At 64.3% G+C, this 24,474-nt stretch carries 20 protein-coding genes and 1 tRNA gene; 12 read left to right on the forward strand and 9 right to left on the reverse strand.

Annotation, left to right across the window (positions count from 1 at the left end):
• Positions 1-23: 23 nt before the first annotated feature.
• The 4 genes from lon to tig all read right to left on the reverse strand — a co-directional run bounded on the left by lon (position 24) and on the right by tig (position 6,245).
• Positions 24-2,474 (reverse strand): endopeptidase La, encoded by a 2,451-nt coding sequence (lon, locus tag MUN46_RS10225; protein ID WP_243377428.1) that lies wholly within the window; start codon positions 2,472-2,474, stop codon positions 24-26.
• A 211-nt stretch (positions 2,475-2,685) separates the two neighbouring features.
• A complete protein-coding gene (clpX, locus tag MUN46_RS10230) occupies positions 2,686-3,963 on the reverse strand; it encodes an ATP-dependent Clp protease ATP-binding subunit ClpX (protein ID WP_243377427.1) in 1,278 nt (425 codons plus the stop codon).
• A gap of 153 nt (positions 3,964-4,116) precedes the next feature.
• Positions 4,117-4,734 (reverse strand): ATP-dependent Clp endopeptidase proteolytic subunit ClpP, encoded by a 618-nt coding sequence (clpP, locus tag MUN46_RS10235; protein ID WP_281069893.1) that lies wholly within the window; start codon positions 4,732-4,734, stop codon positions 4,117-4,119.
• 53 nt (positions 4,735-4,787) lie between these two features.
• Entirely contained in the window at positions 4,788-6,245 is a 1,458-nt protein-coding gene (tig, locus tag MUN46_RS10240) for a trigger factor (RefSeq protein ID WP_243377426.1), read from the reverse strand.
• Positions 6,246-6,608: 363 nt separating this feature from the next.
• Between tig and MUN46_RS10245 the strand changes: the two genes are divergently transcribed.
• The 10 genes from MUN46_RS10245 (at position 6,609) to MUN46_RS10290 (ending at position 17,316) form a co-directional block, all read left to right on the forward strand.
• A complete protein-coding gene (locus MUN46_RS10245) occupies positions 6,609-6,908 on the forward strand; it encodes a UxaA family hydrolase (protein ID WP_243377425.1) in 300 nt (99 codons plus the stop codon).
• Positions 6,905-8,119 (forward strand): UxaA family hydrolase, encoded by a 1,215-nt coding sequence (locus tag MUN46_RS10250; protein ID WP_243377424.1) that lies wholly within the window; start codon positions 6,905-6,907, stop codon positions 8,117-8,119. Before MUN46_RS10245 ends, MUN46_RS10250 begins: the two co-directional genes overlap by 4 nt.
• 160 nt (positions 8,120-8,279) lie before the next feature.
• Positions 8,280-8,900, forward strand: coding sequence for a hypothetical protein (locus MUN46_RS10255; protein WP_243377423.1), 621 nt, complete (start codon positions 8,280-8,282; stop codon positions 8,898-8,900).
• A gap of 72 nt (positions 8,901-8,972) precedes the next feature.
• Complete coding sequence (locus MUN46_RS10260) at positions 8,973-10,283, forward strand: NCS2 family permease (protein ID WP_243377422.1); 1,311 nt, start codon at positions 8,973-8,975, stop codon at positions 10,281-10,283.
• Positions 10,284-10,417: 134 nt separating this feature from the next.
• On the forward strand, positions 10,418-11,608 hold the full coding sequence (locus MUN46_RS10265; protein WP_243377421.1) for a CapA family protein: 1,191 nt from the start codon (positions 10,418-10,420) through the stop codon (positions 11,606-11,608).
• 237 nt (positions 11,609-11,845) lie between these two features.
• Complete coding sequence (locus tag MUN46_RS10270) at positions 11,846-12,715, forward strand: Crp/Fnr family transcriptional regulator (protein WP_243377420.1); 870 nt, start codon at positions 11,846-11,848, stop codon at positions 12,713-12,715.
• Between the two features lie 355 nt (positions 12,716-13,070).
• A complete protein-coding gene (locus MUN46_RS10275) occupies positions 13,071-14,210 on the forward strand; it encodes a porin (protein ID WP_243377419.1) in 1,140 nt (379 codons plus the stop codon).
• A 150-nt stretch (positions 14,211-14,360) separates the two neighbouring features.
• A complete protein-coding gene (locus MUN46_RS10280; RefSeq protein ID WP_243377418.1) occupies positions 14,361-15,896 on the forward strand; it encodes a flavocytochrome c in 1,536 nt (511 codons plus the stop codon).
• Positions 15,897-16,151: 255 nt separating this feature from the next.
• Positions 16,152-16,502: a cytochrome c3 family protein gene (locus MUN46_RS10285; RefSeq protein WP_243377417.1), complete on the forward strand. Its 351-nt coding sequence runs from the start codon at positions 16,152-16,154 to the stop codon at positions 16,500-16,502.
• 247 nt (positions 16,503-16,749) lie between these two features.
• The gene (locus MUN46_RS10290; RefSeq protein WP_243377416.1) at positions 16,750-17,316 is read left to right on the forward strand and encodes a hypothetical protein; all 567 of its coding nucleotides are present in this window, start codon (positions 16,750-16,752) and stop codon (positions 17,314-17,316) included.
• A gap of 111 nt (positions 17,317-17,427) precedes the next feature.
• Here the strand turns inward: MUN46_RS10290 and MUN46_RS10295 are convergent, their stop codons facing one another.
• Entirely contained in the window at positions 17,428-21,756 is a 4,329-nt protein-coding gene (locus MUN46_RS10295) for an acyl-CoA dehydratase activase-related protein (protein WP_243377430.1), read from the reverse strand.
• A 295-nt stretch (positions 21,757-22,051) separates the two neighbouring features.
• On the opposite strand from MUN46_RS10295, the gene MUN46_RS10300 reads away from it, so the two are divergent.
• Positions 22,052-22,136, forward strand: a tRNA-Leu gene (locus MUN46_RS10300).
• A gap of 150 nt (positions 22,137-22,286) precedes the next feature.
• A complete protein-coding gene (locus tag MUN46_RS10305) occupies positions 22,287-23,462 on the forward strand; it encodes a tyrosine-type recombinase/integrase (protein WP_243377415.1) in 1,176 nt (391 codons plus the stop codon).
• Here the strand turns inward: MUN46_RS10305 and MUN46_RS10310 are convergent.
• The 4 genes from MUN46_RS10310 to MUN46_RS10325 are packed head-to-tail and all read right to left on the reverse strand — an operon-like array spanning position 23,389 to position 24,474.
• Entirely contained in the window at positions 23,389-23,616 is a 228-nt protein-coding gene (locus MUN46_RS10310) for a helix-turn-helix transcriptional regulator (protein ID WP_243377414.1), read from the reverse strand. The two genes, MUN46_RS10305 and MUN46_RS10310, sit on opposite strands and share 74 nt — an antisense overlap.
• Positions 23,600-23,989, reverse strand: a complete 390-nt coding sequence (locus tag MUN46_RS10315) for a DUF3310 domain-containing protein (protein ID WP_243377413.1) — start codon at positions 23,987-23,989, stop codon at positions 23,600-23,602. The genes MUN46_RS10310 and MUN46_RS10315 overlap by 17 nt, the downstream gene beginning before the upstream one ends.
• Positions 23,973-24,212 carry a hypothetical protein gene (locus tag MUN46_RS10320; RefSeq protein WP_243377412.1) on the reverse strand — a complete coding sequence of 80 codons (240 nt, stop codon included), beginning with the start codon at positions 24,210-24,212 and terminating at the stop codon, positions 23,973-23,975. The genes MUN46_RS10315 and MUN46_RS10320 overlap by 17 nt, the downstream gene beginning before the upstream one ends.
• Positions 24,193-24,474, reverse strand: a complete 282-nt coding sequence (locus MUN46_RS10325) for a hypothetical protein (RefSeq protein WP_285230614.1) — start codon at positions 24,472-24,474, stop codon at positions 24,193-24,195. Before MUN46_RS10325 ends, MUN46_RS10320 begins: the two co-directional genes overlap by 20 nt.

Genomic DNA, 24,474 nt, shown 5'->3' on the forward strand with positions numbered 1-24,474 from the left:
TTTCCCTCTTTTTTCAGGCCCTTTCAGTGCGCGACCAGGCCGCTCGAGGCCTTGCTCTTTTCGGCCGCGGGCGGAATCGCCGGGGCCGCGCTCTGCGGCTCGGGCTCGGGCAGGGGCTTGGGCATCTCGACCAGCGCCTGCTCGAGCACCTGCTCGATCCAGCGCACCGGCACGATCTCGAGCCCGTCCCTCACGTTCTGCGGGATCTCGGCCAGATCCTTCACGTTGTCCTCCGGGATCAGCACCTTCTTGATGCCGCCGCGGAGCGCCGCGAGGAGCTTTTCCTTGAGTCCCCCGATTTCCAGGATCTCGCCGCGGAGCGTGATCTCGCCCGTCATCGCGACGTCGGGCCGCACCGGAATCCCGGTGAGCGCCGAGACGATCGCCGTGGTGATCGCGCCGCCCGCCGACGGGCCGTCCTTCGGGGTCGCCCCCTCGGGGAAGTGCAGGTGCAGGTCGGTCTTCGCGAAGGCCTCGTCCTTGATGCCGAGGCTCCTCGCGCGCTCGCGCACCACGGAGCGGGCCGCCTCGACCGACTCCTTCATCACTTCGCCCAGGCTGCCCGTGCGCTGCACGACGCCCTTGCCGGGGAAGGCCGCGGCCTCGATCGAAAGCAGGTCGCCGCCCACCTCCGTCCAGGCGAGCCCGTTCACCTGGCCCACGCGCGGCTGCTTCCAGGCGATGCCGTAGGTGAAGCGGCGCACGCCGAGGTAATCCCCGACGTTGTCCTCCGTCACCGTGACGCACTTCGCCCTGCCCGTGCGGGTCTTCGTCTTCGGGTCTCCCATCATGATCGCCATCACCACCTTGCGGCAGATCTTGGAGATCTCGCGCTCGAGCCCGCGCACGCCCGCCTCGCGGGTGTAGTAGCGGATGATCGCGACGATCGCCGAGCGGTCGATCTTGAGCTCCTTGGCCTTGAGGCCGTTCATCCGCAGCTGCTTGGGGATGAGGTGCTCCTCGGCGATGTGGATCTTCTCCTCCTCGGTGTAGCCCGACAGGCTGATCACTTCCATGCGGTCGAGCAGCGCGGGCGGGATGTTGTAGGAGTTCGAGGTCGCCACGAACAGCACGTTCGAGAGGTCGAACTCCACCTCCGCGTAGTGGTCGGAGAACTTGCTGTTCTGCTCGGGGTCGAGCACCTCGAGCAGGGCGCTGGCCGGGTCGCCCCGGTAGTCCATGCCCATCTTGTCGACTTCGTCGAGCAGGAAGAGCGGATTGTTCACGCCCACCTTGATGAGGTTCTGCAGGATCTTGCCCGGCATCGAGCCCACGTAGGTGCGCCTGTGGCCGCGGATCTCGGCCTCGTCGTGCACGCCGCCCAGGGCGAGCCGCGTGAACTTGCGGCCCGTGGCCCGCGCGATCGACTCGCCCAGCGAGGTCTTGCCCACGCCCGGAGCGCCCACGAGGCAGAGGATCGGGGACTTCACCTTCTTCACCCGCGCCTGGACGGCCAGGTACTCGAGGATGCGCTCCTTCACCTTCTCAAGCCCGTAGTGGTCCTCGTCCAAAATCTTCTTCGCGCGCACGATGTCGGTCTGCACCTTCGTGTGCCGGCTCCAGGGCAGGCTGATCAGCGTGTCGAGATAGGCGCGCACGACGGTCGCCTCGGCCGACATCGGGCTCATCTGGCGCAGCTTCTTCAGCTCCGAGAAAGCCTTCTCCTCGCCCTCCTTGCTCATGCGGGCCGCGCGGATCTTCTTCTCGTACTCGGCGAGGTCGCCCTCGGCCTCGTCCTCTTCGCCGAGCTCCTTCTGGATCGCCTTGATCTGCTCGTTGAGGTAGTAGTCGCGCTGGTTCTTCTCCATCTGCTGCTTCACGCGGCCGTGGATGCGCTTCTCGATCTGCTGGATCTCGGTCTCGCCGCCCAGCAGCTCAAGCAGCTGCGTGAGCGTGCCCGTGAGCTGGTCGCTCTCGAGGAGCCGCTGCTTCTTCTCCACCGGGATTGGCAGCTGCTGCGCGACGACGTCGGCGAGCCGCATCGCGTCCTCGGTCTGAGAGACGCTTCGCACGAGGTCTTCCGGGATCTTCGGGTTGAGGCCCGCGTAGGTCGTGAAGGCGTCGATCACCGCGCGGCGCAGCGCCTCGGTCTCCGAGGGGTCGCTGTCGGCCATCGGGCGGGGCGAGGCCGCGGCCGTGAGGTAGCCGTCGAGCTCGAGCACGCGGCTCACGTCGACGCGCTCCTTGCCCTCCACCAGGATCTTCACCGTCTGGTCGGGCAGCCGCAGCATCTGCAGCACCTGCCCCACGCAGCCCACGGTGAAGAGGTCCTGCGAGGCAGGATCGTCGATCTGGCCGTTGCGCTGCGCGACAAGGAGGATGCGCTTGTCGCGGTTCATGGCCGTTTCGACCGCCTTGATCGATTTGGCCCTTCCCATGAAGAGAGTGATCACCATGCGCGGAAACACGACGATGTCGCGCAGCGGCAGAAGCGGCAGCACGTTAGGCATGCTGGATTGCGTCCTAGTTGTCATTCAAAAATTCTTTCCAAAACAATGGCCTTAGCCGGATTCCGGGCAGAATCCCGCCTTTTTCCGGCAGCAGGCCCGATACAGCCCATATGGGGGCGGAGGGCTCGTTTTTCAAGGCCCCCGGGCCTCCTTTTTTCCCATTCTAGCGGCGAAGGGAAAAGGGCCCGAGGCCTTCCCGGAAAAGGGAAGGCGCGGGGCAGCCGCCCCGCGGCCCTTATTTCTTCAGGACGAGCTGCGGGCCGGCGCTTTTTCCTTCGACCGCGTCCTCGTCCACGATGACGCGCTCGACGTCGGTGCGCGACGGGATCTCGAACATCGTGTCAAGCAGCAGCCCCTCGACGATCGAGCGCAGCCCGCGCGCGCCGGTCCTGCGCTTGATCGCCCGCTGCGCGATCGCGCGCAGGGCCCCGGGGGTGAACTCGAGCTTCACCCCCTCGTTCGCAAAGAGCGCCTGGTACTGCTTCACGAGCGCGTTCCGGGGCTCGGTGAGGATCGCAACCAGCGCCTTCTCGTCGAGCTCCGAGAGCACCGCGATCACGGGCAGACGCCCCACGAGCTCGGGGATGAGCCCGTAGCGCACGAGGTCCTGCGCCTCGAGCCGCCCGAGCAGGTCGTTCAGGGGCTCGTCGCGGCGGCTCTTCACCTCCGCTCCGAAGCCGATCCCGCTTTTTTCCGTGCGGCCGCGCACGATCTTCTCCAGCCCGTCGAAGGCGCCCCCGCAGATGAAGAGGATGTTGGTCGTGTCGACCGGGATCATCTGCTTGCCGGGATTCTTGCGCCCGCCCTGCGCGGGCACGTTCGCCACCGTGCCCTCGATCAGCTTGAGAAGGGCCTGCTGGACGCCCTCGCCCGAGACGTCGCGGGTGATCGAGGGGTTCTCGCTCTTGCGGGCGATCTTGTCGATTTCGTCGAGGTAGACGATGCCGCGCTGGGCGCGCTCGACGTCGCCGTCGGCCGCCTGCAGCAGCTTCGAGATGATGTTCTCGACGTCCTCGCCCACGTAGCCCGCCTCGGTGAGCGTCGTGGCGTCGGCGATCGCAAACGGCACGTCAAGCCGCCGGGCAAGCGTCTGGGCGAGCAGCGTCTTGCCCGAGCCCGTGGGCCCCACGAGCAGGATGTTGCTCTTTTGCAGCTCCACGTCCCGTTTTTCGTCCTTAAGGCTCCTCAGGCGCTGGTAGTGGTTGCGCACCGCGACGGCAAGCGTCTTCTTCGCCCGCTCCTGCCCGATCACGTACGCGTTGAGATGCTCGTAGATCTCCTTCGGGGTCGGGATCGGCTTTTCGGCGGGCTCGGCCGCGGCCGGCTCCTGAGGCTTTTCCTGCCCGCCCGCGGCGGAGCCCTTCTCCTCGGACTCGAGCAGCGAGGCGAGCTCGCGCGTGCAGTCGTCGCAGATGAAGACCCCGTTCGCGCCGAACAGGTGCTTCACCTCTTTTTCCCCGCGCCCGCAGAACACGCACCTGCGTTCGCCGCTGTTGTTCTCATTGCCGCTCATCGCGTTTTACTCCCGGAGCCTGCCGCTCCGAATGTCTGAAATGCCGCCCCAGAGGCGCCGGCCCGGGGCGTGAAAAGCCCGGGGGCTGCGCGCCTCCCGGGCTTTCTGGGAATGCTTTCCCCGCCGGAAAAAAGGCAGGGAGGGAAGGCCGCTTCAGCGGACTTCGCCGCGCCGCACGAAGATGTGGTCGATCAGGCCGTAGGCCTTCGCCTCTTCGGGGTTCATGAAGTTGTCCCGGTCGGTGTCCCTCTGGATCGCCTCGAGGGGCTGCCCGGTGCGCTCCGCGAGGATCTGGTTGAGCTCGCGCTTGAGGTACAGGATTTCGTTCGCCTGGATCTCAATGTCGCTTGCCATGCCCTGGGAGCCGCCCGAAGGCTGGTGGATCATGATCCGCGAGTGCGGCAGCGCGTAGCGCTTGCCCTTCGCGCCGGCCGCGAGCAGGAAGGCTCCCATGCTCGCCGCCATGCCGAAGCAGATCGTGTTCACGTCGGGCTTGATGAACTGCATGGTGTCGTAGATCCCGAGGCCGGCGTAGACGCTGCCCCCGGGGCTGTCGATGTACAGCGAGATGTCCTTGTCGGGATTCTCGCTTTCCAGAAAGAGCAGCTGCGCCACCACCAGGTTCGCCGATTCCTCGGTCACGGGACCGTTGAGGAACACCACGCGGTCACGCAGCAGCCTGGAGTAGATGTCAAACGAGCGTTCGCCCCGGCCGCTCTGCTCAATGACCATCGGGACGAGGTTCATGCCCATCGGATTGCTTCTCTTCATGCTGCCGCCTTTTCCTTTGTGCCTTCCTGATTTTTCCGGCCTTGCGCCCGCCCTCAGGCGGCGCGGCCCATCAGGGTGTTGAAGTCGATCGCCTCGTCGGCGGTCTTCGACTTGCCGAGGACGAAATCGACCAGGTTGTTCTCGATCACCGCGGCGGAGAGCTCCGCGTAGCGGTTCTCGTCCTTCAGGTACCAGTCCGTCACCTCCTCGGGCTTCTCATAGGCGGAAGCCATCTCGGCGGCGAAAGCCTTCACCTGCTCGGGCGTGCTCTGGATCTTGTTGTCGGCGATCAGCTTGGAGACGATCAGTCCGAGGCGCACGCGGCGCTGGGCCTGGGAGGTGAAGTTCTTCGGGTCGAACGGGATCTTCGAGACGTCGAGTCCGCGGGAGGCGAGGTTCTGGCGGTACTCGCTGGTGATGCGCTTCGCCTCGTCCTCGACCATCACCTGAGGGAGGTCAAACTTCGCGAGGTCCAGCAGCGCGGAGAAGACGCCTTCCTTGGTGCGGGCGTTGAGGCGGCTCTTCACCTCGCGCTTCAGGTTCTCCTCGACTTCCTTCTTGAGCTTGTCGACGCCTTCCTTGATGCCGAACTCGCTGGCGAACTTGTCATCGAGCGCGGGCAGCACGGGCTCGGAGACCTTCTTCACCGTCACGGTGAACTCGGCTTCCTTGCCGGAAAGCTCCTTCGCATAGCCCTCGGGGAAGGTGAGCTTGAAGGTCTTCGTCTCGCCCTTGGACATGCCGGTGACGGCCTGGTCGAACTCAGGCAGCATCTGGCCGGAGCCGAGCAGGAAGGAGAAGTCCTTGGCGGAGCCGCCCTCGAAGACCTTGCCGTCGATCTTGCCCTCGAAGTCGACCGTGACCTCGTCGTCCTTCTGGGAGGCGCGGTCCACTTCCTTGTAGGTGGCGCGCTGCTTGCGCATCACGTCGAGCGTGCTCGTCACTTCCTTGTCGGTCACTTCGCAGGTGTAGCGCTTGAGGGAGACCGCGGAGAAGTCCGGGGCCTCGATTTCAGGCAGCACTTCGAAGCGGGCGGTGAACTTGAGGTCGCTCTTGCCGTCGGTGGGCATGTCCTTGGAAGGCTCGACCACGGGGGCGCCGGCCAGCCTGTAGGAGCCGTCGGCGACCGCCTTGTCGACCGCCTGGCCCACGAGCTGGTTGAGCGCGTCGCCGTAGGCTTCCTGGCCGTACATGCCGCGCACGATGTTCATCGGGACGTGGCCGCGGCGGAAGCCGTCGATGCGGGCGCGCTTCGCGTAGTCCTTCAGGCGCTTTTCGGTCTCGGCGCTGAGGGCCTGCTGCGAGACGGTGACCTCGACGGTGCGCTCGAGCGGGTTCACCGGGGCGGTGACCGAGCTCTGCTCGGCCTTCGGGGCCTCGGCCGCTTCGGTCTTCTCAGCCGGCGCGGCCGCAGCGGGCTCCTCGGCCTTCGGGGCGGCCTTTTCAGCCTTTTCCGCCTTCTTGGCGGCCTTCTTCTCTTCGTCCTTGACTTTTTCAGCCTTCTTAGCCATGTTGCACTTTCCTTCCAGTGGGTTCAAAGAGGTGACCCCGGTGAACCCTGATTTAATGTGACCTTCGTCCATTCGGGCGCGGAGAGCGCGGCCCCGGAGGCGGAGGGATGGTCCTGCCCGGTTTTAGGGGGGCTTTCCTGGAAAGCCGCTCCCGGCCGGACGGAAACGATGAATTATATTTCAAAAGAAGAAGATCCGCCCGGGCTCAGCGTTTCGCGCGAAAGCCCCGCCCGCCCGGGGCCGCGGGCCCTTCTGAAACATGCGTCGGAGCGCCCTCCTTCGACTAAACTTGACCGCGGTGTTTACCTTCCTCGCAACTGGCCGGCGCGGCCCCCTTGAGGCGCGCCGGAAAGGGTCTTTGTCATGCTTGCATTGAAACTCACCGCCAAGGACACCGTGGCCACCGCGCTCGACGACGCGAAGCCCGGCGACCGCATCGAGCTCCTGCTCCACGGGGAGGACCGCCGCGAGGCGGTGACCGCCCAGGAGCCGATTCCCTTTGGATTCAAGGTCTGCGCCGCGCCCATGAAGAAGGGCGACCCGGTGATCAAGTACGGGCTGCCCATCGGGCGCGCGACGCGCGACATCCGGGCGGGCGAGCTCGTCCACGTGCACAACATCGAAGGCTGCCGCGGCCGCGGGGACCTGGAGGAAAAGAAATGAGCGAAAAGACTTTTCTCGGCTACATGAGGCCCGACGGCCACGCGGGCGCCCGCAACTGCGTGCTCATCATGCCCGTCGTGCGCTCGCTCAACTTCATCGCCTCCAACGTCGCGCGGATGACGCGCATGACGCGCCACTTCGAGATCCCGGCCGAGACCGGGCGCCCGGAGAAGGACCGCGAGACGATCGCCCGCACGATGATCGGCCTCATGCACAACCCGAACGTGGGCGGCGTGCTGCTGCTCGCGATCAAGCCGGCCGCCTCCTCGGCCTACAAGAACATGGGCATCGAGCGCTTCATCGCCGAGGCGGAGAAGACCGGCCGCCCCTGGCGCGTCGTCTACCTCACCGAAAGCGGCGGCAGCTACGGGCTGCTGGGCGAGGCGCTGCGCGCCGCCCGCGAGCTCATCGTCACCGTTTCGGGCGCGCGCCGCACGCCCTGCCCGCTCTCCTCGCTCACCCTCGCAGTGAAGTGCGGCACCTCGGACGCCACCTCGGGGATCGCCGGCAACCCCTGCGTCGGCGCGGCCTTCGACCGCGTGGTGAACGCGGGCGGCACGGCCTTCTTCTCCGAGACCACCGAGATCATCGGCGCCGAGAACCTCGTGGCCGCGCGCGCCGCGACCCCGGAGGTGGGACAGAAGATCCTCGCCGCCGCGAAGCGCTGGGAGGACAAGGCGCTCTCGACCGGCGAGGACATCCGCGAGATCAACCCGATTCCGGCCAACATCGCGGCCGGCATCTCGACCCTTGAGGAAAAGTCGCTCGGGGCGATCGCAAAGAGCGGCCACGCCCGGATCGAGGACGTGCTGCAGTACGCGCAGCGCCCCGCGGGCCACGGCCTGTACTTCATCGACGCGTGGATGTCGTCGCTGTCGCTGCCGCTTTGCTTCGCGGCAAGCGGCGCCGCGATCGTGCTCTACCAGATGGGAGGCGGCGCGATGCCCAACCACCCGATGATGCCCGCCATCAACCCGACGGTGGTCTCGCCCTTCCTCTACGTGACCGGGAACAAGAACGCCTACGCCCGCTCGCCGGACAACTTCGACTTCAACTCCTCGCCGATCATGGCGGGCGAGATCTCGATCGCCGACGAGGGCGAGAAGCTCCTCGACCACCTGCTCGAGATCGGCTCCGGAACGCTCACGCGCATGGAGACGCTCAACTACGCCGAGCAGCTCGAGGTCTTCATGGAGGGGCCCGTGCTCTAGCAGGGCCCCTGTGGGCGGGAGCCCCGCCCGCGGGGAGTAAAGAAACGCAACTTTCCCGCGCAGGCGGGGGCTTTCCGCGGCGCCGCGGCATAAAATAAGCGGCGCCGCGATTTCTCACCCCACCCGGTACGGGCGGCCCGGGTCTTGACGCTTTCAGCCTATGGATCATCTGAAAAAAATCTGGCTTACGGCGGCGGGAGCCTGCGCAGCGCTTTTTGCCACGATAGCGCTCGCCCAGGATCCCATCACGGAGTTCCTGCTGCATTCCAACACGGCCACGGCCCGGGTGCCGCCCGCGCCGCGCGCCTCAAGCGCCGCGCAGGCCGCCTCGGCCCCCGCCGCCTCGGGCGACGACAGCCTGGTGCTCGAGCCCGAGTTCGACGGCAGGAAAAAAACCTCGGAGGACGTCGCCCGGCGCTTCCAGGAGGTGAAGGGCCTCATGGAGCGGGTCTGCAGCCAGCCCTCCAACCAGCCCTATTTCGCGAAGACCCCGTGCATCGCCACCTCGCTCACCGACAGCCAGGCCTCCGACGCATCCAAGGCGACCGCGCAGGAGGTTCAGGCCGCCCGGCGCGTGTTCCAGCAGATTGACGCGATCAATGAGAAAACGAGGAAAATCATGATCGCAAGCGGCCAGGACGCGCACGAGAACGCGGTCCGCAGCTCCCAGACCCGGCTCGACCCCAAGGTGAAGGAAAACCAGGACGCGCTGCTCACGGGGCGGCGCAGCTGGGGGGAATACAACCGGGCGCGGCTCGAGCTCACGCGCAGAGTTCGCTGAAAAAAGCTCCGGGGGCGGACCCCGCCCGCGGCGCGCAGCCTCTTTTTTGATTTTTGGACAAAGGCGTTTTTTATGGACACCCTCAACCGTTTCTTCGGCATCAGCGCGGCCGGCTCTACCGTGAAGCGCGAGATTCTCGCAGGCCTCACGACCTTCATCACGATGTGCTACCTGCTCGCGGTGGTGCCGGGCATGCTTACGCACACGGGCCTTTCCTTCGGCGACGCCTTCGTCTCGACGGTCTGGATCACCGTGATCGCAACGCTCGTCATGGGGCTGTGGGCCAACTTCCCTGTCGCCGTCGCCCCGGGGCTCGGCATCAGCGCCTTCTTCTCCTTCATGGTCTGCGGGCCGATGGGCTACAGCTGGCAGACGGGCTTCGCCGCGGTCCTCGTCTCGGGCGTCATTTTCGCGATCCTCACCTTCACCAAGATCCGCCAGCTCATCATCAACTCGGTGCCCGCCGCCATGAAGGCGGCCATTCCGGCCGGCATCGGGCTTTTCATCGCCTTCATCGGGATGAAGAACTGCGGCCTCATCGTCTCCGACCCCTCGACCTTCGTCGCGCTGGGCAAAATGACCAGCCCGCCGGTGTACCTCACGCTGCTGTGCGTGATCCTGATCGGGGTGCTGATCGCAAAGAACGTCACCGGGGCGATGATTCTCGGCATGGCCGCCGTCACCGCGCTGGGCTTTCTCACCGGGGCCTCGCCCGCCCCCGACCTCGCGAAGGGCTTTTCCGAGCCCCTGCACTTCTTCCCCTCGGCCACCTTCCTGAAGCTCGACTTCAACGGGCTGATGCAGCACAGCATGATCACGGTGCTCTTCACGCTGTGCTTCGTGGACCTCTTTGACAACCTGGGCACGCTGATCGGCGTGTGCTCCAAGGCGGGCTACATCCAGAAAGACGGCACCATCCGCGGCATCGACCGCGCCCTGATGGCCGACTCCGTCGGGACGATCTGCTCGGGGCTGCTCGGCTGCACCACCGCGACGACCTACCTCGAGAGCGTCTCGGGCGTGTCGGCGGGCGGCCGCACGGGGCTCACGGCGCTCACGGTCGCAGTGCTTTTCGCGCTGTCGCTGTTTCTCGCCCCGGTGCTCGCCCTCGTGCCCGTCTACGCCACCTCGGCCGCCCTCATCATCGTGGGGGCCATGATGCTGGGGACGCTGAAGAGCGTGCGCTGGGACGACTTCACCGACGCGCTTCCCGCCTTCCTCACCGTGATCACCATGCCGCTCACCTTCAACATCGCAACCGGCCTGGGCATCGGGTTCATCTCGTTTTTCCTGCTCAAGCTGCTGAGCGGCCGCAGGGCCGAGGTGAACGTGACGCTGGGCGTGCTCGCGGCGCTGTTCGTGGTGAGCTTCGCGCTGCGCTGAAGAAAAAGCGCCCGACCGCCGCAGGGAGAGCCTTTTCCCTTTTCAAAGGCTCTCCCTTCTTTTGTCTCCCGAGCCCGCCCGGGCGACCTTAAAATACCTGCTTTCCCCTTCCTTTTCCTTCACTGCGCAGCCTCATGATTTCACGCCGGAAACTGCTTCAGATCGCGCTGGCCTCGCCGCTGGCCGCGGGCGGCGCCCCGGCCCTCGCGCAGCAGCGGGCCTTCACGCTCGCCTTCTGCGGCGACATCATGATGGGCTCCACGTTCCCGGGCGAGGCCCTGCCCGAGCACGACGGGCAGAAGCTCTTTGCCGACGCCGCGCCGGTCTTGCGCTCGGCCGACCTCGCCTTCGGGAATCTCGAGGGGACGCTGCTCGAGGGCGGGGAAACGCAGAAGGTCCCCTCGCCCACGACCTACGCCTTCCGCACGCCCGTGCGCTACGCGCGGTATCTGAAGGAAGCCGGGTTCGACTTTCTGTCGCTCGCGAACAACCACGCGGGCGACTTCGGCGAGGAAGGCATGGACTCGACGCAGCGGTGCCTGCGCGAGCAGGGGATCGCCTTCGCGGGCATCCGGGGCCGCTGCGAATACGCCCTGATCGAAAGGGGCGGAGTGCGCTTCGGCGTGGCGGCCTTCGGGCACAACTCCTATACGCTCAGGCACGGCGACGAGGCCGAGGTCCGCCGGATTCTGGCCGCGCTGCGGCGCCGCGCCGACCTCATCGTCGTCTCCTTCCACGGGGGAGCCGAAGGCCGCGACCGGGCCCGGCTGCCCTACGGTGAAGAGATCTTTCTCAACGAGAAGCGCGGCAGCCTCAGGCAGTTCGCCCATCTGTGCGTCGACCTCGGGGCCGACGCCGTCTTCGGCCACGGCCCCCACGTTCCGAGGGCGGTCGAAGTCTACAAGGGGCGCTTCATCGCCTACAGCCTCGGCAACTTCTGCACCCCTTACATGGTGAGCCTCAAGGGCATCAGCGGGCTCGCCCCCGTGATCGAAATCCGGATGAGCGCCAGCGGCCGCTTCCTTTCAGGGCAGATTTACTCGTTCCGCCAGATCCGCGGCGTGGGCCCGAGGCTGGATCCCGGGCTCGGGGCCGCAAAGCTCATCAAAACCCTCTCCGAGGAGGACATCAGCCCGCGCTTTTTCACGATCGACGACTCGGGCAGGATCCTGCCCGCCGCAGCGGCGGCGCCTGCCCCGGCGCCCGTGCAGGCGCCCGCGGCCGAGCCCGCCGGAGGGCCCTCCGGAGAGAGCGCGGAGCCCGAGGATCCGAGGATCGGCGAGGACATCCTGATCGAAGAGCCGGCGCCCGAAGCCGCCCCCTGAGGCGAGGGCTTCCCGCGCGGTGAGATCCCTCCCCGGCCTCTTTCGGCTAAAGCAGTTTAGCCGCTTGCATCGGTGTTACCACTTAATTTCAAAGAACTAGGAGCCGGCGTCCGTAGACTCTTCTTTATAGGTTCATAAACGACAGCGGCCTTCAGCCTGAGCCGAAGAGCCGCTTTGGGGAGTTGTTTTTTCCGGCCGGGGACGGTGTGAGAACGCCCGGGCCGAAGGAGGAACGCCGTGAGCAACAGAACGCTCGGCTGGTACGCCGCCATTGAGCGTCCGTTCGACCAGCCCTGGGATCTGGAGCACCCGGTGCCTGATCCCATCGTCCCCTGGATCACCCACAGCCTGCACCCGAAGCTCTACAGCCTCATTGAAAAAATCGGGACGCCCAGAGCCCTGAAGGCCGAAGAGCCCCTGATCCAGCCCGGCGAACCCGTGAATCAGGTGATCGTCGTCGCTAAAGGAGTGACCGGCCGCGAAGTGGGGCAGATTTCAGGCGCCATCGCGATCTCGCCGCCGCGCCACATCGCCTGCGGCAACCTCAATTTCCTCACGTCCCTGCCCTGCATCGGCCGCTATTTCGCTCTTGTGGACTCGACGGTGATCCAGGTGCCGCAGAAGCTGCTCCGGGGCATCCTGCAAAATGACCGGGAGACCGCCTGGCTCTTCTCGGTCCAGGCCGAGCTGTGCACGCTCTCGGACCGGATGGGCTTTGCCATCTACACGATCCCGGTGGAAGACCGGCTGAAGGCGTTTTTCATCGCCTGGGCGCGCAACTACGGCCGCTTCGCGCAGGACGCCTCCGGCGCCGGATGGTGCGTCATGCCCTCCACCGTGCAGAGGAAGTACATCGCCTCGGTCGCCAACACCTCCCGCGTCTCGCTCGACAAAACGATGAGGGCCTGGAGGGAATCCGGGGCCTATGTCTCCCAGGGCTCCTCGATCTGCATGAAGACCTCGCTCCTCGAGCCGGTCTACCGCTGGATGTCCGACATGGAGGACAACGCCGAAATCCGGCGTCCGCCCACCTTCCTCGAGTTCATCAGGGACATTGAAGCCCGGCGGCAGGCCGCGGGCTTCAAGCCCGTTTCGCTCGGCTGGTAGGAGCCTGGACCCCCTTCTCCCCGGAAAGGCTGAAGGGGCCGCTGCCGCGGCCCGCGGGCAAAGTCTGCCCGTCCGAGAGGATGGAAAAGATGTTGCGTAATAACAACGCCAGCGGGGGCCATGAAATACGCCGCATTTTCAGCAATTTACAAAAATTTTCAGGGCGCGGCGGCTGATTCTGGCCGGCTAAACCGGTTTAGCTACTCACTACAGGGTTATTGCTTAATTCTGAAGAATAATCATTCCCCCGCCCATACACTCGGACGTGAGGGGCGGAAAAACCTCCGCCCCTGCGAGTTTCAGAGGCTGGCGCGGTAACCGGCCGACTCGAAAACACCTCAAGAGAGAGAAAAACATGAAAAGAAACCTGATCGCGGCCGCCCTGCTCAGCGGCTTTGCCGGCGCTGCCCTCGCGGCTCCTTCCGTGACCCTCTACGGGCTCATCGACACGAGTCTGAGCTACGTGCACACCCACTCCGACGTGAAGGGCGTGGACTCCACCGACACCTTCTCCATGGAAAACGGCCAGGAGTTCGGCTCCCGCTGGGGCCTGCGCGGCACGGAGCGCTTTGACAGCGGCGTGACCGTGGGCTTCACGCTCGAGTCCGGGTTCGAGTCCGACACCGGTCTGTCCGACACGAAGCAGAACGACCGCCTCTTCGGGCGCGAGGCCTCGCTGAGCGTTTCCGGCCGGTACGGCACGCTGTGGGCCGGGCGCCTGCCGATCTTCGGCAGCGTGCTGGGCGCGAACGGCCTGTTCCGCGCGATCGACCCGATCTTCGCGAACTACACCTCGGGGCTCGGCTCCGGATTTGCCACGGCTTCGAGCTGGACGCGCGTCGACAACGCCCTGTCCTACCGCTCCCCGACCTTCGCGGGCTTCACGGGCTACGCGATGTACTCCTTCAAGAACGACGCCAAGGTGAACACCGCCTACGCCGAGAACAAGGCGGCCGTCGACCGCTACGGCTCTCTCGCCGTCCGCTACAAGGGCGACAACCTTGAGGCCGTGCTGGTTGCCGACACCACGCTCTGGGGCAATGCGACCTACGGCCACGCCGACGACGGCTGGACGGTCACCCTCGGCGGCAACTACAAGTTCAGCAACGGCCTCAAGCTGATCGCCTTCGGCCAGTACTTCGACAAGATGTTCCACAACGCCAACGCGCGCGCCGGCGTCGTGAGGAGCGGCCTCATGGCCTTCACCAACAACGCGGGCTACGGCCAGGTCGACGGCTGGGGCGCGAGCCTCGGCGTGAACTATCCGCTCTTTGGCGGCACGGTCAAATTCGCGGTGAACTACCGCGACATGGACAACCAGACGGGCTACGACTTCAACCGCTGGACGGTGGCCGGCGCCTATGACTACGAGCTCTCCAAGCGCACGAGCCTTTACGCCCTCGCCGGCTTCAGCCAGGAGAAGATCAAGAAGAACGGCGAGAGCGTCAAGCCGAACGGCTGCCAGGCCACCGTCGGCCTGCTCCACCGCTTTTGAGCGCCGGGGGCTCCTGCCTTCAGCGTTAACCCGCATTTAATCGGCCTAAATGCTTAGCCGGATAAACCGAAAGCACTAGATAGAATTTTCAATGAGTCAGGAGAAATTCTTCTTTTTCGGTATATCCGGCTATTTTTAAAGGACAAAAAAATGGCTTCTCTTTCCCGTCGTCATTTCCTGGGCGGCGCCGCTGCGGGCGCCGTGACCGCCGGCCTCGCTGCCGTCTCGACCAGCGCTGCCGCGCTTTCCCCCAAGATGCCCCAGAAATGGGACGAAACCGTTGACTTCCTCGTGATCGGCACGGGCTTCGCCGGGCTGGGCGGCGCGCTCGAAGCGCACCAGCAGGGCATCAAAAACGTGCTCGTCGTCGACAAGATGCCCACCGCCGGCGGCAACTCCATCATCAACGGCGGCGCTGTGGCCGCGGCCGGCACCGACATGCAGAAGGCGGCCGGCATCAAGGACAGCCCCGACCTCCTCTACAAGGACATCATGAAGGCGGGCGGCGGACTCTGCCACCCGGAGCTCGCCCGCCACATCGCCGACAGCTCGGTTGAGAACTTCTACTGGCTGCGCGACAAGATCGGCGTCAAGTTCCAGGCCGTCACCTATCACGGCGGCCACTCCGTGAAGCGCTCCCACGCTGTGACGAGCCACCGCGGCGACGGCTTCATCCTGCCGATGCTCGCCAAGTGCAAGGAATACGGCATCCCGGTGCGGCTGCGCACCTTTGTCGAGGAAATCATCGAGGACGACCAGGGCCGCGTGGTCGGCGTCAAGGTCCGCGAGAAGTACCGCTTCCCCCGCGCGAACTCCGGCACCGTGAAGTACATCCGCTCCAACAAGGGGGTGCTGCTCGCCTCGGGCGGCTTCGCGCAGAACGTCACGATGCGCATGAGCCACGACCCGCGCCTCACCGCCGCCTTCACTTCCACGAACCAGCCCGGCGCCACGGGCGAGGTAATTCAGGAGGCCCAGTTCCTCGGGGCGAACACCGTCCAGATGGACTGGATCCAGCTCGGGCCCTGGACCAGCCCGGACGAAAGCGGCTTCGGACTGTGCCCGCTCGTCACCGAGGCCACCGTGGGCTACGGCCCGATGATCGACCCCGCCACGGCCCGCCGCTTCGTGATGGAGACCGGCAACCGCAAGGTGCGCGCCGACGCAATCGTCGCGATCGGGCACCCGGTCATCATGTACACCAATGAAAAGAACATCATGAATCAGGTGGTGAACCACAACATGACCCCGGCCATGTTCGAGAAGGTCCAGGCCTCCGGCGTGGTGCACAAGTTCAACACCCTCAAGGAACTCGCGGCCTTCTACAAGGTCGACTACAACGCCCTTATGAAGGAGAACGACAAGTTCAACTCCTACATGAAGGCGATGAAGGACCCGGAATTCAACTGCAAGTTCTTCAAGGACGGCGTCCCCAACGAGGAAGGCAAGGGCCCGTTCTACGGCTGGAGGCTCTGGCCGCGCGTCCACCACTGCATGGGCGGTCTCGAGATCAATAACAAGGCGCAGGTGCTCGACGCCCGCCACAACGTGATCCCCGGCCTCTATGCGGCAGGCGAGGCGACCGGCGGCGTGCACGGCATGGTGCGCCTCGGCACGGTCGCGGTGGCCGACTGCATCATCTTCGGCCGCACCGCTGCCCGCACGGCTAAAGGCTACCAGGCCTGATCCCCTGGCGGGCTCCCAGTGAAGGATCGGCTCCCTCTCCGGCCTTTCCTTCACGGCCCGGCCCTGCGCCGGGCTTTTCTTTCAATGGAGACTCTTCTTTCAGATTGCAGGTCAGACCACACAAGGGACTTTAGTTCTAAGTATTAACGCTAATAATCGAGTTCAGCCCAGTTCGAATGCTGTAATCTGATAAAAGTAGAAAAAAGAAGCCCTAAGCTTCAAAAAAAATAAGCTTCCCATCAAGGAGATGGACCCATGAAGTTCTCAGCAAAACTCGCTATAGCCTCCATGCTCTTAGCCTTCGCCGCTTCCAGCGCCTTTGCCGCAGGCGGCAATTTCGGCGCCGACAAGCACATCAAGGCCGGGCTGAAGTGCGAATCCTGCCACGGACCGGACAAAAAGATTGAAACTCCCGAAAAGGAGCAGTGCATCAAGTGCCACGATCCGAAGAAACTCGCGGAAAAGACCAAGAACGTCAAGCCCACCAATCCGCATGACTCTCCGCACTACCATCAGGACCTCGAGTGCACGCTGTGCCATCTGCAGCATGAAAAGCCCGAGATCTACTGCAATCAGTGCCATAAGTTCGATTTCAAGATGCCCTGAAATCCGGCGATAAAGCCCTGAACCAGGCCCCGCCTCAGATCCTTGAGCGCGGGGCATTTCTTTCCGCAGGCCAGCCGGAGGCGGCGGCCCCTTTCCCCCTGCGGCGGGATTCCGCATGGCGTTTTGTCGCAGTCTGACAAGGATTTATTCAGACAGCGGTGGGAAAATGGCCTTAGAACGGAAAACCCGTTCAAGGGAGCCGGGAAATGACGCGGCGAAGCTTAAACGGGGCAAACGGGAGGTCCTCATGATGAGAACGGCGGCATGCGCCTTGCTGCTAGCGGCATCGGTCTTTTTATCCTCTGCCCAGGCGGTCTGCTTCGACCCGCAGCCGATCGGGTGGGACACCGTCGATGGGGATTACAGGAAATTCGGCGAACTGCGCTTTCCCTGCGGCGACTTGTCCGAGTCCATCGTCAAGGGCTCGAAGCTGACGACCACGAAACTCGACAACGCCGTATCGATAGAAATTACAAGTCTGGAATTCACCTGGAGCCAGGGCGTGAAGGCGGGGGTCATCATCCCGGCGAAAAAGAACCTGAAGTTCTCGAAGCAGTGCGAGCCGAAAATCTCGGTGGACATATCAAGAGGAGGCGGCAGGACAGACCCAGGCTTCGGAGAAGAGTATCCCTGCGGAGCCTACACGACGATGGCGGCCTACAGGAAGGCCCTGAGGAACGCACCCCCGAAGGCGGATCCGGTGCCCGGCTCCGAGGGCTTCGAATACAGCACGGACAGCTACGGGCAGATGACGCTCCGAGACCGCGCGACAGGCGTCGAATACACCTGTCGGGACGGCTACTGCAGCCGGTAGCCTCCGGCGGCGGCCTCACCGCCCTCTCCTGAAGCCGCACGCTTAAAAGCAGGGCCCCGCCGCAGCGGGGCCCTTTGGTCGATACCGTCCCCGGAAGAAAGTCTGAGGAGGTCAGGATCCCTTGAAGCTGAAGACCCGCACAGGCTGCTCCTCAGGGTCCGGCTCCGGCAGAGGCTGGACGGGGCGCCCCGCCATCTGCTCGCGGGCCACCGACATGAAAAGCTTCACGCGGTTGCTCACGTTCGCCTCCGAGTTTCCCGCCTCGAAGTCGATCGCCATCAGGTTGGACTCCGGGTGCTTCTCGCGGATCGCCTTGATCACGCCCTTGCCGGTGACGTGGTTGGGCAGGCAGCCGAACGGCTGCAGGCACAGCACGTTGGTGACGCCGTTCGTGATGAACTCCAGCATCTCGGCGGTGAGCAGCCAGCCCTCGCCCGCCTGCTCGCCGAGCGACACGAGCCCGTGCACCGACTGCTGCAGGCGCTGGAAATCCGAAACGGGGAAATAAGGCGTGCCCCTGAGGGCCTCGCGCATGGCGTTTCTCGCGGAGTCGAGCCGGTTGAGGAAGAAGCGGCTCGTGATCGCCTTGATGAAGGGGCCGTTTAAGAACCGGTGCTGCAGCACGTTGTCCGACAGGCAGTAGAGGAAGAAGTCGGCCATATCGGTGAGCACCGGCTCGCCCCCCTCCTTCATGATGGTGTCGGTCAGGTGCCGGTTCGCGTCCGGGTGGTACTTGAGCAGGATCTCGCCCACGATGCCGACGCGCGGCTTCACGATGTCGTCGGTCGGGACGCTCGCGAACTCGCGCACCATGTTGATCATGGCGGGCCTGAAATCCGTGAAGTTGTTGTGGAAGGCGATCTCGCGCGCCCGCCGGGTCCACTTCGCGAGCATCTCGTCGGCGTCTCCCGGGCAGAGCTCGTGCGAGCGGGTCGCGAAATACAGCCTCTGGAGCATGTCGCCCAGCAACAGCCCCAGCACCATCCGCCGCATGGCGAGCGGCGAGAGCGAAAAGCCCGGCTGCTCGTTGAAGTTTCCGCCCGAAAGGGACACGATCGGGGTGTTTTTGAAGCCCTCTTCGGCCAGGGCCTTCTGCAGCAGCGCGATGTAGTTGGTCGCGCGGCAGGGGCCGCAGGTTTGCGCAAGCATCAGCGCGGTGTTGTCCGGATCGTATTTCCCGCTCTTGATGGCGTGCACAAGCTGCCCGATCGAGACGATCGCCGGATAGCAGGCGTCGTTGTTGACGAGCGTGAGGCCCGTCTCGATCGCCGACATCGACACCGTGGGGAGAAGCTTCACGCGGTAGCCGCTGCCCAGCAGCGCGGCCTCGATGATCGGAAAGTGAATCGGCGACATCTGGGGCGCGAGAATCGTGCGCGTCTTCCTCATGGAGCGCAGGAACACGGGCGGCGTCCAGTCGGGGGCGCTCTTTTCTTCAGGCGCGGACTCAATGCCCTTGTCCTCGGCCTCCTTCTTCTCGGCGACGGCGGCCAGCAGCGAGGCGATTCGGATCTTGGCCGGCCCGAGCGAGTCGCCCTCGTCGATCTTGAGCAGCGTGTGCAGCTTCCCCGCCTTGGCGAGGATCTGCGCGATTTGGTCGGAGGTGATGGCGTCGATCCCGCAGCCGAAGTTGGTGAGCTGCACGAGCTCCACCCCCGGCTCCTGCGCGGCGAGCGTCGCAACGCGGTACATGCGGGCGTGGAAGGCCCACTGGTTCACCACGCGGAGCTTTCCGGGGTCGGGGGCGAGGTGCGCGATCGAGTCCTCGGAGAGGACCGTGACGCCGAGCGACGCGATGTAATCCGGCAGCCCGTGGTTGATGTACGGATCGGCGTGATAGGGACGCCCGGCAATGAGAATCACGATGCGGCCCTTCGCCTGGGCCTCGGAGAGCATGTGCTCGCCTTCGCACTGCAGCTGGTGCTGCCAGCTCTCCATCGCCTTTTCAGCCGCCTTGACCGCGGGGGCGATTTCCCGCTCCGGGACGTCGGGGAAATTCTCGTGGATCACGCGCGCGACCACCTTCCCGTCGGAGAGCAGCACGAAGGGCGTCAGGATGACGGGCTTCCTGCCCTCGGGAAAGTCGGCATTGAGGCGCGCGACCTCAGGGTAGCCCGCCACCACTGGGCAGGCGAAGGTGTTGTCCGACTCTTTGAATTCCTTTCTCTCGCGGGGAACGCACGGGAACCAGATGCGTCCGACGCCGTGGGCTGCGAGCCAGTTGATGTGCCCGTGGGCGAGCTTGGCCGGGAAACACACGGACTGCGAAGGCATCGAGGTGAGCCCCGAGTCAAAGATGGACTTGCTCGACTCCGGCGAGAGCACCACCCGGAAGCCCAGCTTCGTAAAAAGCGTGAACCAGTACGGATAGTGCTCGTAGATGTTCAGCGCCCGGGGAATGCCGATCACGCCGCGCGGGGCCTTCTCTTCGGGCAGCGGCTCGCCCTGGAAGAGGTGCGCGAGCTTCCAGGCGTAGATGTTGTTGCCCACGTCGCGCTTTTTCCCCGCTCCGCCCTTCGCTCCGAAGTCGCAGCGGTTGCCGGAAATGAACTTGCGCCCGTTGGAGAACCTGTTCATCGTAAGCAGGCAGCGGTTGTTGCAGCCCTTGCAGTGGAAGGAGCGCGTGATGACGTCGAGCGTCTCCAGAGCCTCGGCCGAAAGCGTGGGCGCGGGCAGCGCGTCGCGTTCGGTCTTTTCCCGGGCGATCAGGGCGCAGCCGAAGGCTCCCATGAGCCCCGCGATGTCGGGCCTGAGCACCGTGCGGCCGAGCAGCAGCTCGAGCACCCGCAGCAGCGCGTCATTGATGAAGCTGCCGCCCTGGACCACCACGTGGTCGCCCAGCTCTTCGACCGAGCGCAGCCTCAGCACTTTATAGAGGGCGTTGCGGATCACGGAGTAGCACAGCCCGGCCGCGATGTCGCCGATGTCCGCGCCTTCCTTCTGGGCCTGCTTCACCCGGGAGTTCATGAACACCGTGCAGCGGGTCCCCAGGTCGGCGGGGTGGCGCGCGAAAAGCGCCTTCTTCACAAACTGGTCGAGCGTGAGCCCGAGGCTGCGGGCAAACGTCTGTATGAACGCGCCGCAGCCCGAGGAGCAGGCCTCGTTCAGCTTGACCTGCTCGATGATCCCGTGGTGCGTCTTCAGGCACTTCATGTCCTGGCCGCCGATGTCGATCACGTAGGTCGCTTCGGGGTCAAGGAACGAAGCCGCCTTCAGGTGCGCGATCGTCTCCACTTCGAAAAGCGGGGTTCCCAGCACGGCGGCCGCGAGCTCCGCTCCGTATCCGGTCGTGCAGATCCCGCGGATCCGCGCGCCCTCTGGAATGCCGTGCAGGAGCTCCACAACCTTCGGAACCAGCGTCTTCAGGACATCGCCCGAGTTCGTGCCGTACCAGGACGCGGCGATGCGGTTGTCGGAATCGAGCACTACGGCCTTCACCGTGGTCGAGCCGAGGTCCACGCCCATCCAGAGGTCGCCCTTTGCGGAGGCGAGCTCCGAGGTCGGCGTCTTCCGGCTGTTGTGCGCGGCCTTGAAGGCCTCGTACTCCGCCTCGTCCCTGAAAAGCGGCGCGAGCATGGTCGAGCCGCGGGCCGTCGGACGGTAGGCGCGCAGGCGGCGCAGCCACTCGGCAAGCGGCAGCTCCTCCGAGCTCTGCTCCTTCGTGCGGTTCGGGTCAAGGGCGGTGAGGGCAGCGCCCTGTGCCACCACAAACTGTCCCTGCTCGCAGTCGACGACGAATTCGGGGGTGAGTTTCAGCGTCTTGATGAAGCACTTCTTCAGCTCCGTGAGGAAGTGCAGCGGCCCTCCAAGGAAAGCGACGTGCCCGCGGATCGGCCGCCCGCAGGCGAGCCCTCCGATGGTCTGGTCGACGACGGCCTGGAGAATGGAAATGGCGATGTCCTCGCGCTTCGCGCCCGCATTGAGGAGCGGCACCACGTCGGTTTTGGCGAAAACGCCGCAGCGCGAGGCAATCGGGTAGGTGATGGTCGCGCCGGCCGCGAGGCTGTTCAGGCCGGAGGCGTCGGTGTTGAGCAGCGCCGCCATCTGGTCGATGAACGCGCCGGTGCCGCCGGCGCACACCTCGTTCATGCGCAGCTCCATGCCGTCGGTGAGATAGAGGATCTTGGCGTCCTCGCCCCCCAGCTCGATCGCCACGTCGGTCTCCGGCGCGAACCGGCGCAGGGCCGTGCTGGTGGAAATCACCTCCTGCACGAAGCCCGCCCCGATGCCCTGGGAAACATCCAGGGCGGCCGATCCGGTCATGGTGAGCCGGAAAACATCCGTGGGGTGCGATTCAAGGATCTTCTCGAGCAGTGCCGCCGCGGTTTCGCGCACAGCGGCTCCGTGGCGCCGGTATTCGCTCCCCACCATCCTGCCCTCGGCGTCAAGGAGCGCGTATTTCGCAGTTGTGGACCCAAGATCGAGGCCCAGGCTATACATCGTCACAACATCGTCTCCGGAAGCTGTTCGGGAAACTCCCCCGAAGTAAGCGGCCTGGATGGCGCACCAGCATCTAAAAGTTCAATTCGTTCATTCTGCTCAAAATGAAGAGCCGTTGGCAGATCCAAAGGATCCTAACTAACCCTTAGACATTTTTTAACGGGCAGAAAACGCAAGGCGGCCTCCAGCCGGAGCCTCGCCTTGCTAATTTTTGCAACATGGTATAAAAATGTACTCTTGATTGAAGGAAAGCGGGAGGGTCAGAGCTCCCTCCTTTTCGTCTTTGTCTCGACCTGTCCGAGTGGTGAAATCGGTAGACACTGGGGATTTAAAATCCCCTGCCGCAAGGCGTGAGGGTTCGAGCCCCTCCTCGGATACCACCTTGGTTCTTCTACACTCCTACCCGTTCATCTAAACCCCCGAAAATTAAGGCTTCTTGCCAAACGCACATCATCTGCGTTACTCTCGTTTCATCACGTTTCGTTTATCGTCATGGTGGCAGGGAGGGTGGCACGGTGGCAGGAAAAAGGGTGGCACAGAAATTAAAACTCTCGGATCCCGCGCAGCTTGCGGACGGGCTTTACAGCGTGGGGAATGGACTCTATTTACGGAAGCGCGGGGTGGCAGCGTCCTGGTATTTCAGATATACAGAGAACGCCCGGCGCCGGGAAATTGGCCTGGGCTCCGCATCCAGGCTCACGCCAACGGCAGCGAAGCGCTTGGCCGTGAAGCTGCGCGCGGACATAGCCGAGGGGAAGTTTCCTGGGCACGAGCAGCAGAAGAAGATCGTGCCAACATTCGGGCAGATATGGGAGCGTGCCGTCGACCACTTCGCCACGCTCAAGGCCTGGCGCTCTAGCTACACGGATGAGAAGTGGAGATCGTCGATCCGGCTTTACATGCTGCCGACGCTCGCAGCCAAGCGCGTGGACGAGATCACCAGGGACGACGTGATCAGTATCCTCGGGCCGGTGTGGCAGCACCACGCTGAGACCGGCCGCAAGATCCGCATGCGGCTCGAGGCAATACTGGACTACTGCGAGTTCAACGGCTGGAGGACGGGCGACAATCCGGCGCGCTGGCGCGGGAACCTGGACCAGGTCTTCCCGCCGCGCGTGCACCCTACCACGCACCTGATGGCCTACCCGTGGCGTGAGCTTCCGGCGCTCTGCCAGGCGCTCTCGGAGAGCAACTCGATCGGATTTAAAGCGATACTGTTCGGGACATTGACGGCGTCCAGGGCGAACGAATTCGTGCCTGCACGCTGGGAGGAGTTTGATTTCGACAGGAAGGTGTGGCTGATGCCGCGGAGGAAAGACGGTAAAGATTACCCGCACCGCGTGCCGCTTTCGGCCCAGGCTCTATCTATATTAGAGAGCCTGCCGCGCGAGGGGGAGTTCGTCTTCTCGCGCCTGGGGCGGGGGCACATATCAAAAGAGACGCCGCGGGTTCTGCTGCAGCGTCTCACTGGAAAGGGCTACACAATGCACGGCATGCGCAGCGCTTTCCGGGACTGGGGAGCTGAGAACGGAGAGGACTTCGTTCTCTGCGAGCTCGCGCTCTCGCACGCGGTCGGCAACGCAGTGACGTCAGCATACCTGCGCACCGACCAGCTCGATCAGCGTCGCCCTCTCATGCAGCGCTGGGCCGACTTTCTTTTGCCCGACGGATATAGTCCAGCACGTCTTTCTTCTGCCAGCGCATAATGCCGTCGAAGCGCACGGGCTGAGCGATACTTCCGGAAGCGCGCAGCCTGTCGAGCGTCGAGCGGCTGATGTCCAAGAAGTCCATGATGTCCGCCGCTTTGACCCAAACCTCGCCCGAGGCAGATGGATCAGCGAGTTTATTCTTGCCCGTCATTTTCTTTCTCCTTCTCCCGAAGTTTTATCGCGGCGTCCAGGCTGTTGCGCGCCAGGTGCCAGAAGTCAAGCGCAATTAAATGCAGCGGGTACGTGAGCTCGGTGCGGTCGCCAAGGGCTTTAATGTTGTCCTCTATCATCTGCTGCCGCTGAGGATCTATCGGCTCGTAGCCCGCATAGTGCTCGTCGATCCAATGCAAATACCACTGCGCTTTCCGCAAGTCCTCGTCGTACGCACCCTTGAAGGGCGCGCGCATGAGATACTTAACCGCGTTGCCCTTGGCGAAAGACATGTAGCCGACGATAGATATAACTTCATGGGGCAGCGAGTTATAGTGCGCCGGGTGGTCGATTTTCTCAGTATTCTCGGGCATGTCTGTTGCTCCTTTCCTGCTTGAAAACCTTGCGGTGAACCTGGGTTATGCGGTTGCGCTGCGTGCCGATCTCCCAGGACTGCCTATTGATGTCCAAGCGCATATCCTCGAGCGTTCGCTCCATGGCTTTCTTGTCGCGCTCGAGCGCCTCGATCCGATCACGCAGCCTGGCGAGCTCCTCGTGCAGCCCGTCGATCCGCGCTTTAGTCCTCCCGAATATCATCTTCTTCCTCCTCGTCCGACCGCTTGCCGAGAATTGCGCGCTCGAACCCAGGCGTTTTTGTAAGCTCGTATAGTCGGCGGGTCGACGCCCTGGCGCGGTTCACAAGCTTGTAGTAGTCGCGGGGCACGACGTTACCCATGCGGGCGTCGTAGTAAAGCGCGTTGCCTAGCGCTACCTCCAGTGCCTGATTAGCTGACATGATCTGCCAGCGCAGGGCCGCTAGAACCCGGGCCGGGGAAGTGCTTGGGTTCAAGATTGTCAT

The organism is Mesosutterella faecium (genome assembly GCF_022809315.2).
Classification (GTDB): domain Bacteria; phylum Pseudomonadota; class Gammaproteobacteria; order Burkholderiales; family Burkholderiaceae_F; genus Mesosutterella; species Mesosutterella faecium.